The organism is Terriglobales bacterium (genome assembly GCA_035624475.1).
Classification (GTDB): Bacteria; Acidobacteriota; Terriglobia; order Terriglobales; family Acidobacteriaceae; genus DASPRL01.
The window spans coordinates 1-16,636 of the sequence record DASPRL010000299.1 but is presented as its reverse complement, the minus strand read 5'-3'; the positions used below and the strand labels follow the sequence as shown (position 1 = coordinate 16,636).

At 67.3% G+C, this 16,636-nt stretch carries 13 protein-coding genes; 8 read left to right on the top strand and 5 right to left on the bottom strand.

Annotated elements, in window-relative coordinates:
• A partial coding sequence (locus VEG08_11920; protein HXZ28691.1) for a hypothetical protein occupies positions 1-408 on the bottom strand: 408 nt, incomplete at its 3' end.
• 390 nt (positions 409-798) lie between these two features.
• Here VEG08_11920 and VEG08_11915 point away from each other — a divergent pair.
• The 4 genes from VEG08_11915 to VEG08_11900 all read left to right on the top strand — a co-directional run bounded on the left by VEG08_11915 (position 799) and on the right by VEG08_11900 (position 5,551).
• Complete coding sequence (locus VEG08_11915; protein ID HXZ28690.1) at positions 799-978, top strand: hypothetical protein; 180 nt, start codon at positions 799-801, stop codon at positions 976-978.
• 7 nt (positions 979-985) lie between these two features.
• Positions 986-1,483: a S24/S26 family peptidase gene (locus tag VEG08_11910; GenBank protein HXZ28689.1), complete on the top strand. Its 498-nt coding sequence runs from the start codon at positions 986-988 to the stop codon at positions 1,481-1,483.
• 9 nt (positions 1,484-1,492) lie between these two features.
• Entirely contained in the window at positions 1,493-2,074 is a 582-nt protein-coding gene (locus VEG08_11905) for a class IV adenylate cyclase (GenBank protein HXZ28688.1), read from the top strand.
• Positions 2,075-2,227: 153 nt separating this feature from the next.
• Complete coding sequence (locus VEG08_11900; GenBank protein HXZ28687.1) at positions 2,228-5,551, top strand: FG-GAP-like repeat-containing protein; 3,324 nt, start codon at positions 2,228-2,230, stop codon at positions 5,549-5,551.
• A gap of 48 nt (positions 5,552-5,599) precedes the next feature.
• Here VEG08_11900 and VEG08_11895 read toward each other — a convergent pair whose 3' ends face one another.
• The gene (locus VEG08_11895) at positions 5,600-5,947 is read right to left on the bottom strand and encodes a PilZ domain-containing protein (GenBank protein HXZ28686.1); all 348 of its coding nucleotides are present in this window, start codon (positions 5,945-5,947) and stop codon (positions 5,600-5,602) included.
• Positions 5,948-6,015: 68 nt separating this feature from the next.
• Positions 6,016-8,925 (bottom strand): preprotein translocase subunit SecA, encoded by a 2,910-nt coding sequence (gene secA / locus VEG08_11890; GenBank protein HXZ28685.1) that lies wholly within the window; start codon positions 8,923-8,925, stop codon positions 6,016-6,018.
• A gap of 194 nt (positions 8,926-9,119) precedes the next feature.
• Here secA and VEG08_11885 point away from each other — a divergent pair, with 194 nt between their 5' ends.
• Positions 9,120-11,909, top strand: coding sequence for an AMP-binding protein (locus VEG08_11885; protein HXZ28684.1), 2,790 nt, complete (start codon positions 9,120-9,122; stop codon positions 11,907-11,909).
• 71 nt (positions 11,910-11,980) lie between these two features.
• Positions 11,981-12,664 (top strand): response regulator, encoded by a 684-nt coding sequence (locus VEG08_11880; protein ID HXZ28683.1) that lies wholly within the window; start codon positions 11,981-11,983, stop codon positions 12,662-12,664.
• 9 nt (positions 12,665-12,673) lie between these two features.
• On the opposite strand, the gene VEG08_11875 is transcribed toward VEG08_11880, so the two are convergent.
• Positions 12,674-13,585 carry a tyrosine recombinase XerC gene (locus VEG08_11875; GenBank protein ID HXZ28682.1) on the bottom strand — a complete coding sequence of 304 codons (912 nt, stop codon included), beginning with the start codon at positions 13,583-13,585 and terminating at the stop codon, positions 12,674-12,676.
• Positions 13,582-14,520 (bottom strand): tyrosine recombinase, encoded by a 939-nt coding sequence (locus tag VEG08_11870; protein HXZ28681.1) that lies wholly within the window; start codon positions 14,518-14,520, stop codon positions 13,582-13,584. Before VEG08_11870 ends, VEG08_11875 begins: the two co-directional genes overlap by 4 nt.
• Positions 14,521-14,759: 239 nt before the next feature.
• Here VEG08_11870 and VEG08_11865 point away from each other — a divergent pair, with 239 nt between their 5' ends.
• Together VEG08_11865 and VEG08_11860 are read left to right on the top strand one after the other, a co-directional pair.
• Entirely contained in the window at positions 14,760-16,289 is a 1,530-nt protein-coding gene (locus VEG08_11865; GenBank protein HXZ28680.1) for a pitrilysin family protein, read from the top strand.
• Positions 16,289-16,636: insulinase family protein (locus VEG08_11860; GenBank protein HXZ28679.1), on the top strand; the 348-nt coding region annotated here is incomplete at its 3' end. The genes VEG08_11865 and VEG08_11860, both read left to right, overlap by 1 nt.

Genomic DNA, 16,636 nt, shown 5'->3' with positions numbered 1-16,636 from the left:
GTGCCCGTCCTGGACGGTGATGGAACCCTCGTGGGCGGCGATGCTGAGAGCATGCCCCCCCTGCCCTACTTCGAACTTCGCGGTGGGCGTGGTGGGAGTGATGGTGATCCCGTTCACCCGCACCGTCATGCCCCGGACGGTGGTCACCATGACCGTGCCGCAGCTCAGGTCGAGCACGTTGTCGCCCAGGATGAGCGAGCTGGCGCCCGCGATCAGCGTGGTGGTGCCGTCGGTGGTCAGAGTGGCGGTGGCGTCGGCCCCGGTCTGAATGTGGTCCCCGTTGAACACGGCGCTGGACTGGGGCACGCCCTTGCCGTTCACCGTTACGTTGCCGGTGTAACGCAAGGTGCCCCCTGGCTGGGCTGCCGACGCAGCTGCCGGGAAGACCACCAGCAGCACGCAACTCATTACCGCACTCAGAGTCCGGTTCAGCAAAGACACACCCTCCCACCTGGGATTGCCCCAGATATTAGCCCGCACGCGGTTCCGGGGTCAATCGCAAATGGCCTGCAATCCAACCTCCTTTGCTGGCGTACCAAGAGAGGCAACCACGGCCGGCAGCCCGGACCCTGGCGGACCCATCGCGACAACCTGCCTCGAATCAGTGAGTTGTAGGGTTCGCCGCCGGCCCACCCTTGATTTTCAGTCGCCAGGCGATATATAGTGCGCCCACCTCGCCACGGGTCTGCGCTGGCGCTCCCCGATTTGTGGTAAAAACGGGCCAAGGCCTCCCGAACTTCAGCACTTTGGGACCAGCAAGGGGGCTGTCACAACTAACCGGTTTCAACAGGACTGAAGATGAGCGCCAAACGGGAAATCGCCGAACCGGTCGCCGCCGCCTCGGGCAAGCGCGGCGGCAAGAAGCCCTACCAGAAGCCCTCCTTCCGCCGCGAGCGCGTGTTTGAGCAGTCAGCCCTGGCCTGCGGCAAGGTCCAGCAGACCCAGTCCGGCTGCTCCTTCAATCGCAAGACCTCCTGAGCGGGCCGTGGCTGTGGTACCTACGCCCGAGTCCGTCAGGTGCGAGCTGCTGGCGGAGACCGTACGCCGCCACGGCCGGGCCCGCCTGCGCGTGCAGGGCACCAGCATGCTTCCCAGCCTGCGCCCGGGTGACCTGCTCCAGATCGAGTGCCGCCTCCCCGCTGAGATCGAGGCCGGTGCCATCGTGCTCTATGCCCGCGAGCAGCGCCTGTTCGCCCATCGCCTGCTGCGGAAGCAAGTCCTCGGCGCGCTCGTGGTCCGCGGTGATCGCCTGGCCCGTCCCGATCCCCCGGTCCGGCCGGAAGAATTGCTGGGCGAGGTGACCTGGGTGCAGCGCGGAGCCAGGGGTTTCGCTCCCGCCCGCCGCCCCGGCTGGGGCGCGGCCTTGCTGCGCCTGGTCTCCCGCTTCTCCGACCTGCCCGCGGGACTGTGGCTGCGCCTTGCCTGCCCCGGGGCCCGCGTCCCTCTTCCGGAAGTGGTTGCCGAGACCGTCGCGCCTCGCTAATCTCGCTTGGTGCCGAAGAAGAAGGAAGTCGAGATCAAGTTCGTGGTCGCGGACCTGCGCGCGCTGGCACGCAAGCTGCTCGACGCCGGCTTTCGCCTCACCACCCACCGCACCCACGAGAGCAACGTGCTCTACGACCTGCCCGGGCAGCCCCTACGCCGCCGCGGCGAATTGCTGCGCCTGCGCCAGTACGGCGCCGCCTGGACCCTCACCCACAAGGGCCGGGGCAAGGCCGGCCGCCACAAATCGCGGGTGGAGACCGAGACCGCGGTGGAGGACGGCGTCCGCATGGACGCCATCCTGCGCGCCTCCGGTTTCCAGCCCAGCTTCCGCTACGAGAAGTTCCGCACCGAGTGGAGCGACGGCCGCGGACTCGTGGTGGTGGACGAGACCCCCATCGGCGACCTGGCCGAGATCGAGGGCGCGCCGGAGTGGATCGACGCGACCGCCCGCCGCCTGGGCGTCGCGCCTTCCCAGTACATCACCGACAGCTACGCCGGGCTGTTTTTCGCCTGGAAGCGCCGCACCCGCAGCCCCGCCACCGAGATGACCTTCCAGGCGGTGGGCAAAAGCGGGCCCCGGAAGAAGTAAAGGCTGCTCACCGCCGCCCGGGTAGCTCGTCCTGGCCGCGGTTGCGCCACGCACCTGTCACCCTTTGGGGTGATAGGGGTCACTGCAGAGCCGTCCGGGCGGGGCGTAGTAAACACACAAGAGCGTCCCATTGCCCGGAATCGAGGAGGTCCTATGACCCCGCCCCTCTCCTCCCGGATGCGCTTTGTTCTGCCTCTCGCCCTTGCCCTCTTCTCGCTCGCGCCGGTCCTGCTCCCCGCGGCCACGGTGCCCGCGGGAACAAATCCCGCCGCCGTGGCTGTCAACCCGGTGACCAACAAGATCTACGTCGCCAACATCGCCAGCCACACCATCACCGTGATCGACGGCGCCACCCACGCGACCCAGACGATCGACGTGGGCACCCAACCCAATGCTCTGGCGGTGAACCCGGTGACCAACAAGATCTATGTCGCCGCCAACTATTTGAAGGTGATCGACGGCGCCAGCAACACGGTCATAAAGACCCTGATCGCAGGATATTGGCCCATTGCCCTGGCCGTGAACCCCGTGACCAACCGGGTCTATGTCGCTAGCAATAACAGCAACGACGTGACCGTGATCGACGGCAGTACCGACGCGGTCATCGCCACCGTGCTGGTGGGAAGTTGGCCGTGCGCCGTGGCCGTCAATCCGGTCACCAACAACATCTATGTCGCCAACTACAACAGCAACACCCTCACCGTGATCAACGGCGCGAACAACACGCCCACGCCGGTAGTCGCCGGCACCGGCCCGCTGGCGGTGGCGGTGAACCCGGTGACCAACAAGATCTATGTCGCCAATGGAAACGGCGCCAGCGTCACCGTCATCGATGGCGCCACCAACACGCCTTCCACGGTGGCCACCGGCAGCACCCCTGTCGCGGTGGCGGTGAATCCGGTGACCAACAAGATCTATGTGGCCAACAAGGGGGGCAACAGCGTGACCGTGATCGACGGCGGCAACAACGCGCCTTCGAGCGTGGCCGTCGGAAGCCAGCCCTTTGCCGTCACCGTGAACCCGACGACCAACCGGATCTATGTCGCCAACTACAGCGGCAACACCGTCAGCGTGATCGAGGGCGCGAGCGGCAGCGTCATTCAGACCGTGCCCACGGGATCCTATCCTCGGGCGGTGGCGGTGAACCCGGTCACCAACAAGGTCTACGCCGCCAACTTCAGCAGCGGCAATGTCACCGTGATCGACGGCGCCGGCAACGCCCCGCAGAATGTCGTCACCGGATCCCATCCCGGCGCGCTCGCGGTCAACCCTGTCACCGACAAGATCTACGCCATCAACGGCTGGGACTGGACCCTCAGCGTGCTCGATGGCGCCACCAACAACGTGATCCATACCTTGACGGTCGATTGTCCCGACGATGTGGTAGTGAACCCGGTGACCAACAGGATCTATGTCTCGAACGTCTACGACGACACCGTCACCGTGATCGACGGCGCCGGCGACAGCGTGGTCAAGACCGTGAATACGGGGTCCGGCCCCTCGCAGCTGGCGGTGAACCCGGTGACCAACCGGATCTACGTCGTCAACAAGGACAGCAACAACGTCAGCGTGATCGATGGCGCCAGCAACAGCGTGATCCAGACCGTGCCCGTGGGAACGCAGCCTTTGAGCGTGGCCGTGAACCCGGTGACCAACAAGATCTACGTCTCCAGCTACTCCAGCGGCAACGTCACCGTGATCGAGGGCGTCAGCAACAGCGTGATCCAGACCGTGCCTGCGGGAATCGGCCCCTACCGCATCGCGGTGAACCCGCTGGCTAACAAGATCTATGTCGTCAACCAGCTCAGCAACAACGTCACCGTGATCGACGGCGCCACCGACACGCCCCACACTGTGGCCGTCGGGGGCGATCCCTTTGCCGTGGACGTGAATCCCCTCAGCAACAAGATCTACGTCGCCAACTACTACGGTGGCGTCAGCGTGATCGACGGCGCCACCGACACCGTGATCCGGACCGTGACCGCGGGATCTTACCCCCGCACCGTAGCGGTGAACCCGATCACCAATAAGATCTACGTCGGCAACGAGACGAGCAACAATGTCACCATCATCGACGGCATCAGCGATGAAGTGAGCCAGACCGTGCTCGCGGGAACCGTCCCCATCGATTTGGCGGTGAATCCGGTGCGGAACAAGGCTTATGTCGCCAACAACGGCAGCGGCAACGTCAGCGTGATCACGGAGCAGGCGGTGCAGCCCATCCCGCTGGTGACGGCGGTCACCCACCTGCCCAACGACCAGAGTGCGCACCGCACCCCGACCTTCAACCTCACGGCTTTGAGCTGGTTCAGCCCCACCGCCCCGCCGCCCCGCGCCGTCTACTTCCAGTTGGACACTTGGCAAGGCCCCTGGCTGGCCGCTTCCCCGGCCTCGCCCAACTTCAGCGCCACTACCCCCGAACTCTCCCTGGGCACGCACATTCTGTACGCCTTTGCCACCGACGGTCAGGAGGCGACCTCCACGGGCGTTGCCCAGCCCCTGATCGGCGGCATCACCGCCTATGTCTTCCACGTGCTGCCGCCTATGCCCGGCACCGGCGACTTCGATGGCGACGGCGAAGGCGACATCCTGTGGCAGAACTCCTCGACCGGCCAGGTCACCGTCTGGATCATGAACGGCGCCAACAAGGAGAGCACGGCGGTGGTCGTCAACGGCGTCGATCCCAGTTGGAAGCTGGTGGGCACCGGGGACTTCGACGGCGACCAGATGACCGACCTGCTGTGGCAGAACTCCGCCAGCGGGGACGTGGTGGTGTGGCTGATGGACGGCACCACCAAGAAGAGCGCCGCCACCGTGGTCAGCGGGGTGGATCTGCACTGGAAGATCGTGGGGCTGGGCGACTTCGACGGCGACCAGAAGACCGACATCCTGTGGCGTAACACCGCAAGCGGGGACGTCGCCCTCTGGCTGATGAACGGCCTCACCCGCAAGCAGAGCACCACCGTAGTCGGTGGGGTGGACCCGGCCTGGAGGATCGTGGGACTGGGCGACTTCAACGCCGACCACAAGACCGACATCCTGTGGCAGAACTCCAGCACGGGAGGCGTGGTGGTCTGGCTGATGAATGGCGCGGTGAAACAGAGCGCTGCCTTCGTGGCCACCGGGGTCGAACCCCAGTGGCAGGTGGTGGGGCTGGGGGATTTCAACGGCGACACCAAGGCCGACATCCTATGGCAGCACTCCAGCGCCGGCAACGTGGTGGTGTGGCTGATGGACGGCGCCACCAAGACCGACGCCGCCTTCGTGGCCACCGGCGTCGATCCCAACTGGAAGGTGATCGGGACCACCGACTTCAACGGCGACCTGAAGACCGACATCCTGTGGCGGCATGCCACCACCGGCAACGTGGTCGTCTGGCTGATGGACGGCACTACCAAGACCGGCGCCGCCTTCGTAGCCACCAACGTCGATCCCAGCTGGAGGATCGTCTCCCCCACCGGGACGATCCCTTTCTAGCTCGCAACCAGGGCTCCAGCGGGGTACCGGCCCGGCGAAGATGGTGGCTCAGGCGCTGCCCAGGTGGTATTCCTCGATGCAGGCGCCCACGCCTACCTTCGTGCCCAGGCGCTTCTCCAGGCGCACCACCCGCGCCGTCCCCGACATGGGGATGCCGTGGGTCAGGGTGAGTTCCGGCGGCAGGGTGAGGGTGAACTCGAACTTGGAGCCCTCCGAGATCTCTACCTCGGCATAGAAGAAGAGGCCGCGGGCGCTGACGTTCTCCGTCTGGGCGCGGACCACCGGCACGGCGGCGCCGGCAAAGCGGGCAGCCACCGGGATCCGCACCTCGAAGCGCGGATAGGCGCGAGTTTCCTTCTCGTCGGGCAGGCGGGGACCCTCCGAAAGAATCGGCATAGAATCCGCCCACGGGAACAAGGCTGTCAAGTCCCGAAGGCGTGGGTCTGTGGAAAAAATGGACGTTGTCAGGCGGCTACGCCGCAGCACTTCTTGTACTTCTTGCCCGAGCCGCAGGGACAGGGATCGTTGCGTCCCACCTTGGCCCCGGAGCGGACGACCTGCTGCACCGGCTGATAGTCGCCGGCGCCCGCCATGCGCGCCTCTTCCAGCTCGCGCTTCTTCCGGCGGTGGAACTCCTCTTCCAGGTCGTCCACCGAAGTGGCGGCGCGGCGGCGGCGGGTCTCGGCTTCCGCAGCGGCTACTTCTTCGGCGGTGGCCGGGGCCTCGCGCTCGATCACCTGCATCAGGTAGAGATAGCGCACCGTCTCTTCCTGGAAGCGCCGCATCATCTCCTCGAACATGTCGAAGGACTCGCGCTTGTACTCCACCAGGGGATCGTGCTGGCCGTAGCCGCGCAGCCCGATGCCCTCGCGGAGGTGGTCCATGTTGAGCAGGTGGTCCTTCCACTGCGTGTCGATCACGCTCAGCATGATGATGCGCTCGTGGTGGCGCATGGCCTCGGGGCCGAGCAGCTTCTCCTTGGCCTCGTAGCGCTGCTTGAGCTTGTCGAAGATGGCGTCGCCCAGCTCGGTGCGGTTGAGGCTGCGGCCGTCGATGCCCTCGGCCCCGATGTCCACGCCGAAGCTGGTGAAGAGGCGGTTCTTCAGACCTTCCAGCTTCCACTGGTCGGGATGGGCGTTGCGGGGCGCGTACTCGTCGAGCAGGTCGGCGAGCAGCCCGGCCACGTAGTCCTCCAGGATCAGCTCCTTCTGCTCGGCGCCTTCCAGGAGCTGGCGGCGCAGGCCATAGACGGCCTCGCGCTGCTTGTTCATGACGTCGTCGTACTCCAGCAGGTGTTTGCGGGCCTCGAAGTTGCGCGCCTCTACCTGCTCCTGCGCCTTCTCGATGCGCCGCGAGATCATGCGCGACTCGATGGGCACGCCCTCCTCCATGCCCAGGCGCTGCAGCAGCGGCCCCACCCAGTCCTTGGCGAAGATGCGCATCAGGTCGTCTTCCAGGGAGAGGTAGAAGCGGGAAGAGCCGGGATCGCCCTGGCGGCCGGCGCGCCCGCGCAACTGGTTGTCGATGCGGCGGGCCTCGTGCCGCTCGGTACCTAGGATGTGCAGCCCGCCCAGACCGACCACCTGCGCGTGCTCGCCGTCGGTCTGCCCCTTGTGCCGCTCCAGGATCTCGCTCCAGCGCTCGCCAGGGGCCTGGTACTCGCTGCCCTGGTAGTAGAAGGTGGTCTTGTCGTGGTCCTCGCCCAGGTGCTCGCCGATGCGGCCGGCGGCGGCCTGCACCGGCTGCGCCAGCCCCTTCTTGAAGCACTCCTGCTTGGCCAGGAACTCGGGATTGCCGCCCAGCAGGATGTCGGTGCCGCGGCCGGCCATGTTGGTGGCGATGGTGACCGCGCCCTGGCGCCCCGCTTGGGCCACGATCTCGGCTTCCTTCTCGTGGAACTTGGCGTTCAGCACCACGTGCTTCACGTTCCTCTTCTTGAGCAGGTCGGAGAGCCGCTCCGACTTCTCGATGGAGACCGTGCCCACCAGCACCGGGCGGCCTTCCTCGTGGATCCTCTCGATCTCCTCCGCCAGGGCGTTGAACTTCTCGCGCTCGGTGCGGTAGACGGTGTCGGGATACTCGTGGCGCAGCAGCCGCCGGTTGGTGGGGATAGCCACCACCTCCAGCTTGTAGATCTTGTAGAACTCGGCGGCTTCCGTCTCGGCGGTGCCGGTCATGCCCGCCAGCTTCTTGTACATGCGGAAGTAGTTCTGAAAGGTGACCGTGGCCAGGGTCTGGTTCTCGCGCTCGATCTTGACGTTCTCCTTGGCCTCCACCGCCTGGTGCAGGCCGTCGGACCAGCGCCGCCCCGGCATCAGGCGCCCGGTGAACTCGTCCACGATCAGCACCTCGCCGTCCTTCACCACGTAGTTCACGTCGCGCTTGTAGAGCGCGTGCGCCTTGACCGCCGTCTCCACGTGGTGCTTCAGGTCCCAGTTCTCGGGGTCGGCGATGTTCTGGATGCCCAGCAGCTTCTCCACCTTCTCCCAGCCCTCGTCGGTGACGGTGATGGTGTGGTGCTTCTCGTCCACCACGTAGTCGCCGGTGAGCACCTTCTCCTCGATGGATTTCTCGATCTCCTCGCCCAGCTCCAGCTTGGGGATGATGCGGTTCACCTTGTAGTACTTGTCGGTGGACTCCTCGCTGGAGCCCGAGATGATGAGCGGGGTGCGGGCCTCGTCGATGAGGATGGAGTCGACCTCGTCCACGATGGCGTAGTGGTGGCCGCGCTGCACGCAGTCGCGCTGGTCGAACTTCATGTTGTCGCGCAGGTAGTCGAAGCCGAACTCGTTGTTGGTGCCGTAGGTGACGTCGGCGGCGTAGGCCTCGCGGCGCTGCTCGTCGTCGAGTTCGTGCACGATCACGCCCACCGTCAGCCCCAGGAAGCGGTAGATCTGCCCCATCCACTCGGAGTCGCGCTTGGCCAGGTAGTCGTTCACCGTGACCACGTGCACCCCCTGCCCCAGCAGCGAGTTCAGGTAGACGGGCAGGGTGGCTACCAGGGTCTTGCCTTCGCCCGTCTTCATCTCGGCGATCTTGCCCTGGTGCAGCACCATGCCGCCGATGAGCTGCACGTCGAAGTGGCGCATGGCCAGCGCGCGCCGCCCCGCCTCCCGCACCACCGCAAAGGCCTCAGGAAGGAGCTCTTCGAGCGCGGCCTTCTGCTCGCGCACGCGTTCCTCCTCGTCCTCGATGCCCTCCAGGCGCTGCCGGATGCGGGCACGGAACTCTTCGGTCTTGGCGCGCAGTTGCTCGTTGGAGAACTGCTGCAGGGCCGGCTCGAGCGCGTTGATGCGCTCGACCAGCGGCCGCAGGCGCTTCACCTCGCGCTCGTTCTTGGTACCGAAGATCTTGGCGAATAGGGTGCTAAACAAGGGTCTGGACCTTTGCCCGGGCGCCCGCCTCGGAGAGGGACGCCGCTTCCCGTCAGATTATCAGCGTACCATATTAGATGCGGCCGCCCGCTGCAGGGTGCGGTTCCGGCCCGGCGAGCGTCCGCCGCTCTCCCAGCGGGGAAACTGGCCCATTCGGCCGCTTTCCTTTATAGTGCGGCCTTCCCCGAGACAGCATGCAGAGCTTCTACCAGAAGTTCGTGGAGTCGGCCGAGCGCTGGCCCGGGAACGTCGCCCTGGAGATGCAGCGCTCGGATTCGGTCGAGCGCCACACCTACGCCGAAGTGCGGCGCATGGCGGAGTCGGTGGGCCGCTGGCTCCAGCAGAACGGCGTGGCCAGGGGCTCGACCTGCGGCATCCTGGCCGGCAACAGCCCGCGCTGGACCGCCGCCTACCTCGGCATCCTGGCGGCGGGCGGGGTCGCCGTCCCCTTCGACACCGCCTTCAGCCGCGCCCAGGTGGCCACCATCCTGCGCGACAGCGGCGCCGTAGTGCTGTTCGCCGACGCCCGCCTGTTTCCCTTGGCGCAGCGCGCGGCCGAAGGCCTGGGCGTCCGCCTGGTCTGCCTGGAGGCGGGCCCGCCCGAGCTGCCTTCCTTCGACCAGATGCAGGCCGCCGGCCCGGGCGGCTTCCGCCCGGTCGCCGTCGCCGACGATGACCTGGCCGCCATCCTCTACACCTCGGGCACCACCAGCGATCCCAAGGGCGTGATGCTCTCCCACGCCAACATCGCCGCCGAGGCTGACTCCGTCTTCCGCACCGTGGAAGTGCGCCCCACCGACTCCATCCTGGGAGTGCTGCCGCTCTTCCATGCCCTGGCGCAGATGGCCAACCTGCTGCTGCCCCTGCTGGCGGGCGCCCGCATCGTCTACCTGGAGTCGCTGAACACCGCCGAGCTGGTGCGGGCGCTGCGCGAGCGCCGCATCACCATCTTCGCCTGCGTGCCCCAGTTCTTCTACCTCATCCACGAGCGCATCCTGAAGCAGGTGGCGGAGCGCGGGGCGGGGGCGCGCACCGCCTTCCGTCTGCTCATGTCGCTCTCCCGGCTGCTGCGCGCGCTGGGCTGGAAGGGCGCAGGCAGGATCTTCTTCCGCCCGGTGCACGAGGCGGTGGCGCCCGACCTGCGCTTCTTCGTGGTGGGAGGCTCGCGCTTCGATCCCGCCGTGGGCCACGACCTGCACGCCCTGGGCTTCGAGATCCTGCAGGCCTATGGCCTGACCGAGACCTCGGGCGCGGCCACGGTCACCCGCCTGGAGCGCAACGTGATGGGCTCCATCGGCCGCCCGCTTCCCGGCGTCGAAGTGAAGATCGTGGATGCGGAGGACACGAGCGAGGGCCCGGCCGCGGGCGAGATCGCCATCCGCGGCGGCATCGTCATGCAAGGCTACTTCAAGCGCCCCGACGCCACCGCCGCCGTGCTCGAGGCCGGCTGGCTGCGAACCGGCGATCTCGGCTACCTGGACGCGCGCGGTGACCTCTACATCACCGGACGCAAGAAAGAGATCATCGTGCTCAGCTCGGGCAAGAACATCTACCCCGAGGAGATCGAGGAGCACTACCTGAAATCGCCGTGGATCAAGGAGCTGTGCGTGGTGGGCCTGGAGAGCCGGCCGGGAGAGCCGCTCTCCGAGCGGCTGCACGCCGTCATCGTCCCCAACCTGGAGTTGCTCAAGCAGAAGAAGATCGTGAACACGCGCGAGGTCATCCGCTTCGACCTGGATTCCATCTCGGTCACGCTGCCCTCGAGCAAGCGCATCTTGAGCTACGAGATCTGGCAGGAAGACCTGCCGCGCACCACCACCCGCAAGATCAAGCGCTTCGAGGTGCGACAGCGGGTGCTGGCGGAGCAGGCCGCCGCCGGCGGCGAGCCCGTGGAAGAGCGTCATCCCGCGCGCGCCCTCACCGACGAGGACCGGACCTGGCTGGCCGAGCCGGAGGTGGCGCGCGCGATGGCCGCCATCCGCCGCGCCTCCAAGAAGGAGGATGAGATCCATCCCGCCGACAACCTGGAACTCGACCTCGGCCTGGACTCCATGGAGCGCGTCGAATTGCTGGTGGAGCTGGAGCGCGAACTCGACAGCCACCTGCCCGACACGGTGGTGTCGGAGGTCTACACCGTGCGCGACCTGGTGGACGCGGTGCGCCAGGCCGGCGGCAGCCCCGAAGACCTGGAGCCGAAGCGCGCGCTCCGCGCCCGCGGCGCCTCCGGCTGGGACACCGTCTTCCAGACCGAAAGCTCCGACCCTGAGGTGCTGGAGGTGGTTTCCAGGCCCCGCCGCGTCGTTCCCTTCCTCTGGTATTTCGGCGGCCGCTTCGTGGACATCCTCTGCCGCGACCTCTTCCGCCTGCGCGTCACCGGGCTGGAGAAGATCCCCGCCGACGGGCCCTTCATCCTCTCGCCCAACCACCAGAGCTTCCTCGACGCTCCCGTGGTCATGAGCCAGTTGCCGTGGCGGCTCTACCAGCGGGTCTTTTACGTGGGCACCAGCGAGATCTTCGGTTCCGGGGTCATGCGGCGCGTGGCGCACTCGCTGCGGCTGATCCCCGTGGACCCGGACGCCAACCTCGTCCCCGCCATGCGCGCCGGCGCCTACGGCCTGAGGCGCGGGCAGATCCTGGTGCTCTATCCCGAGGGCGAGCGCTCTATCGACGGCGCTCCCAAGACCTTCAAGAAAGGCGCCGCCATCCTGGCCACCCACCTGAAAGTGCCCATCCTGCCGGTGGCGCTGGAGGGCTTCCACGAGGCCTGGCCGCGGGGCCAGTCCTTCCAGCGCTTCGTGCCCCTGCGCATCGCTATCGGCGATCCCATCTATCCGCCCGAGAAGGTGGAGAACCCCGAAGCCGCCTACGAGCAGCTCACCGCGGAATTGCGCCAGCGGGTGGTGGAGATGTGGCATCAATTGCGCCGGGAGCTGGGCAAGGAGGGCGCGCCCGCCTCCCCCGCCGGCCAGGCCGCCGCCGACTAGGCCCGTCACTTGAGTAACATTGCCAGCCGCCTCCGGCTGACGCATAATCCTCCCGTTCCGCAGGACATTCCATGACCTTGCAAGCGTTGCTGTACACCAGCGATCCGGAACTGCTCTCCGTCTTCCACCAGGCCCTGGGCGCCCTGGGCGTCGAGACGCTGGAGATGGACGACCCCCTGCGCTTCCTGGACCTGGTGGCCAACGAGCACTTCGACCTGCTGGTAGTGGACCATGACGGGACCGATCACAGCCTGGACGTGCTGGCGACTGCGCGGGAGCGCAGTGCCAACCGCGACTCGGTCCTGATGCTGGCCACCGCGGAGCGCGACTCCGCGCGCTTCCTCGAACGCGGCGCCAACCTGGTTCTCTACAAGCCGCTCACCCGCGAGGCCCTGGACCGCCACCTGCGCAGCGCCCACCTGCTCATGCAGGATGAGCGCCGCCGCTACAACCGCCACTCGGTGGAGATTCCGGTGGCGGTGCGCATGCCCGACGGGCGGCAGGTCATGGGAACGGGCTTCAGCCTGAGCGAGGGCGGCATCGCCCTGCAGTTCCCCGAGCGCCTGAACACCCGCGACCTGTTGCGCCTGGAGCTCGTCCTGCCCCAGGAGAAGGAGCCGGTGCAGCTCACCGGCAAGCTGGCCTGGGTGAATACCGACCTGCATACCGGCATCCGCTTCGTGCAACTCACCCTGGAGACGCGCGAGCAGTTGCGGGGATGGCTGGAGCGCCACGCCGCGCCGCCCACCGCCTAGGACCCGCGCTCACTTCGCCCGCGGATGGCTCTCGTCGTAGACCTTCAGCACGTGCTTCATGGAGAGCTGGGTGTAGCGCTGCGTGGTGGAGAGGCGCTCGTGCCCGAGCATCTCCTGGATGGCGCGCAGGTCGGCGCCCTCCTCCAGCAGGTGCGTGCCGAAGGCGTGGCGCAGGGTGTGCGGATGGACGTCGGGGGAGAGGCCGCGGGCCACCGCGACCTGCTTGACGATGCGGCCCACGCTGCGCGAGGTCAGGCGCGCGCCCCGGCGGTTCACCAGCAGCGCCCGCGTCCCCTGCCGTCCCACCGCCTGCTGCCGCAGCGGAAGATACGCGGCCAGCGCCGCCCGCGCGCTCTCGCCAAAGGGCACGTAGCGCTCTTTCTTGCCCTTGCCGCGCACCAGGATGGCCTCGTTGGACCAGCGGATGTCGTCGAGGTTCACGCCTACCAGCTCGGAGTTGCGCACCCCGCAGCCGTAAAGCAGTTCCAGGATGAGGCGGTCGCGCTCGGGGAAGGCGGAGCACTCGGGCATGGCCGCGTCGAGCACCGCGTTCATCTCTTCGATGGTGGGCACGCGCGGCAGCTTCTTGGGCAGGCGCGGGGTGGCCACCAGCGCCGCCGGATTTTGCTCCACCACGCCTTCGCGCGCCAGCCAGCGGTAGAGCGAGCGCAACGCCGCCAGCGCCCGCGCTACGCTGGTCTTGCTCAGTCCCTGCTCGTAGAGATGGGAGAGGAAGCCGCGGATGCGCAGGTGATCGACCTCGCTCCAGCCCTCCGCGCCCACGTACTCGGCGAAGCGCTGGAGGTCGTTCTGGTAGGCGCGCAGGGTGTGGCGCGAAGCGTTGCGCTCGCGCAGCGAGCGCAGAAACTGCTCGGCGGCTTTGTGCACGGGACCGCGCGCGGCCGCCTTCAACTCCTTCATTTCTCCTCTCCCGCGGAGGCGCGGGCGCGCGCCCGGGGATGGTGTTGCCGGTAGACATTCTTCAGCCGGTCCAGCGCCACGTGGGTATAGACCTGGGTGGTGGAGATGTCTGCGTGTCCGAGGATGGTCTGCACCGTGCGCAAATCGGCGCCGCCTTCCACCATGTGGGTGGCGCAACTGTGGCGCAGCATGTGCGGGCTGGCGTGCCGCCCGGCCGCGGCGGAAGCCGCACCCACCATCTGCCAGACTCGCTGGCGCGAGAGCTTGCGCCCGCCGCGGCCCACGAACAGCAGCGGCGAGCTTCTCTCGCCCAGCAGCGTGCCCCGCCCCGAAGCCAGATAGGCCCGCACGGCGTCCAGGGCGGAGCGGCCCAACGGCACGATGCGCTCCTTGTCGCCCTTGCCGCGCACCAGCACGTAGCCCAGGTCGAGCTTCACGTCTTCCAGCCCGATGCCGATGATCTCGGAGACACGCAGCGCCCCCGCGTAGAAGACCTCCAGCATGGCGCGGTCGCGCGCCGCCAGCGCCTGCGCTTCTTTGCGCCCGGCCGGCAGCGCCGGCTTCAGCATGGATTCGATCTCGTCCCGGGCCAGCGATTTGGGCAGCACCTTCCACTGCTTGGGCGACTCCAGGTTGAGCGTGGGATCGTGCTCCAGGTGCCGGTCGAGCAAGAGGAACTTGTAGAGGTGGCGGAGGGCCGAGAGCTTGCGCGCCACCGAGCGCCCGTCCACCTGGTGGGAGAAGAGGTGGTCGAGGAAGTCGCGCACGTCGTCGCGGCGGGCGCTGGCCAGGGTGCGGCGGCGCTTCTCCAGGAACGCGGCGAACTGCCCCACGTCGCGGGTGTAAGCGGCCACGCTCAGCCGCGCCAGCCCCTTCTCCACCTTCAGGTAGTCGAGGAAGGCGGCCAGCAGGCGCTCATTGGGGGCGGCAGGCACGATCGCAGTATGCGCGTTATCGGACGCAGGGGGAATACCCTCGCGGGTGCGGGGGCACCGCCAGGAGCCCAGCAAGCCCGAGGTTGTCTGGCACGGGATCCGGACCCGTTCCCGCCGAGGACGTTCCGCGGCTTGTCCCGCGAGGTTTGACAGGCGCACGTGGGACAGGTATGTTCGATGGTTTCCCGCCCGGGACCCGGTTCAACTTAGCTTCTGCTACCGACCGCGTGGAGGCACGCATGAAGTCCAAGATCGTACGCATCTTCTTCCCTGCCCTGCTGCTCTGCCTGCTGGCCCTGCCGCTGGCGGCGCAGGACATGTCGCAGTACATGCACGAGTTCGAGAAGCACATCACGGTGAAGACCCTGCCCAACGGGCTCACCCTGCTGGTGATGGAGCGCCCCGAGGCGCCCGTCTTCTCCTTCTTCACCCACGTGGACGCGGGCTCGGTGCAGGACCCCAAGGGCCAGTCCGGCCTGGCCCACATGTTCGAGCACATGGCCTTCAAGGGCACCTCCACCATCGGCACCACCAACTACGCCAAGGAGAAGGTGGCGCTGGACAAGGTGGAGGCCGCCTACCAGGCCTATGACGCCGAGCGCCTGAAGACCATCGGCCGCGACGACAAGAAGGTGGCGGCCCTGGAGAAGGCCTGGCGCGACGCCATCGCCGACGCCGACCAGTACGTCATCGAGAACCAGTTCGGCCGCATCATCGAGGAGAACGGGGGCGAGAACCTGAACGCCTTCACCAGCAACGACGAGACCGGCTACTTCTACGCCCTGCCCGCCAACCGCACCGAACTCTGGGCCTACCTGGAGTCGGAGCGCTTCCAAGATCCCGTCTTCCGCGAGTTCTACAAGGAGCGCGACGTGGTGCACGAGGAGCGCCGCCTGCGCGTGGACAGCGCCCCCATCGGCCGCCTCATCGAGCAGTTCGTGGCCGCCGCCTTCCTCGCCCATCCCTACCACAACGAGGGCATCGGCACCTCCTGGGAGCTGGACAACTTCTCCGAGACCGACGCCAAGAATTTCTACGCCAAGTACTACGTCCCCGCCAACATGGTGACCGCGGTGGTGGGCGACGTCAACCGCGCCACCTTCCTCCCCATGGCGGAGAAATACCTGGGCCGGCTGAAGAAGGAGCCCAGGCCGGTGGATGACACGGTGCCCGAGCCCAAGCAGATCGGCGAGCGCGAGGTGGTGATCAAGGAGGCCTCCCAGCCCATCTACCTGGAAGGCTACCACCGCCCCGACTCGCGCGATCCGGACGCCGCCGTCTACGACGTGATCGCCGACATCATGTCCAAGGGCCGGGTCTCGCGCCTCTACCGCTCCCTGGTGCGCGACCAGAAGCTGGCCGTCGTCGCCCAGGGCGGAAACTACTTCCCCGGCGACAAGTACCCCAACCTCTTCTTCTTCTTCGCCGTGCCCAACCGCGGCAAGACGCCGGAGGAACTGCGCGCCGCCATCCACAAGGAGATCGAGCGGCTCAAGACCGAGGACGTCAGCGACGAGGAACTGCAGAGCGTGAAGACGCGGGCCAAGGCCGACCTCATCCGCAGCCTGGCCGACAACACCGACCTGGCCCAGGCCCTGGGCACCGCCCAGGCCCGCTTCGGCGACTGGCGCGAGGTCTTCCGCCAGATCGACCGCATGGACAAGGTCACCAAGGCCGACATCCGCCGCGTGGCCAACCAGACCTTCACCGGCTCCAATCGCACCGTGGCCATCATCGAGACCGCGGCGCCGGCCCAGGGAGGCAAGTAATGAATCGCGCACTTCCACTCTCCAACCGTTTCCTGACCTTGAGTCTCACGCTGGTGCTGCTGGCGGGTGCCGCCGCCCAGACCGCGCCCACCGCCGGCAAGAAGAACGTGCCCCAAGCCCCGGCCGCGCCTTGGAAGCGGATCAAGGTCCCGCCCCTGCCCCCCTTCCATCCTCCGCAGCCGGTCCGCGTGCAGTTGTCCAACGGCATGGTGATCTTCCTGCAGGAGGACCACGAGCTGCCGCTGATCGACGGCACCCTGGTCATCCGCGGCGGCGGGCGCGACGTGCCTGCGGCCAAGACCGGGATGGTCGGCATCTACAGCGCCTCCTGGCGCACCGGCGGCACC

Excerpts from the sequence above, each read along its gene's own strand:
- VEG08_11915 (HXZ28690.1), top strand. The coding sequence starts at position 799 with ATGAGCGCCAAACGGGAAATCGCCGAACCGGTCGCCGCCGCCTCGGGC.
- VEG08_11900 (HXZ28687.1), top strand. The coding sequence starts at position 2,228 with ATGACCCCGCCCCTCTCCTCCCGGATGCGCTTTGTTCTGCCTCTCGCC.
- VEG08_11895 (HXZ28686.1), bottom strand. The coding sequence starts at position 5,947 with ATGCCGATTCTTTCGGAGGGTCCCCGCCTGCCCGACGAGAAGGAAACT.
- VEG08_11885 (HXZ28684.1), top strand. The coding sequence starts at position 9,120 with ATGCAGAGCTTCTACCAGAAGTTCGTGGAGTCGGCCGAGCGCTGGCCC.
- VEG08_11880 (HXZ28683.1), top strand. The coding sequence starts at position 11,981 with ATGACCTTGCAAGCGTTGCTGTACACCAGCGATCCGGAACTGCTCTCC.
- VEG08_11875 (HXZ28682.1), bottom strand. The coding sequence starts at position 13,585 with ATGAAGGAGTTGAAGGCGGCCGCGCGCGGTCCCGTGCACAAAGCCGCC.
- VEG08_11865 (HXZ28680.1), top strand. The coding sequence starts at position 14,760 with ATGAAGTCCAAGATCGTACGCATCTTCTTCCCTGCCCTGCTGCTCTGC.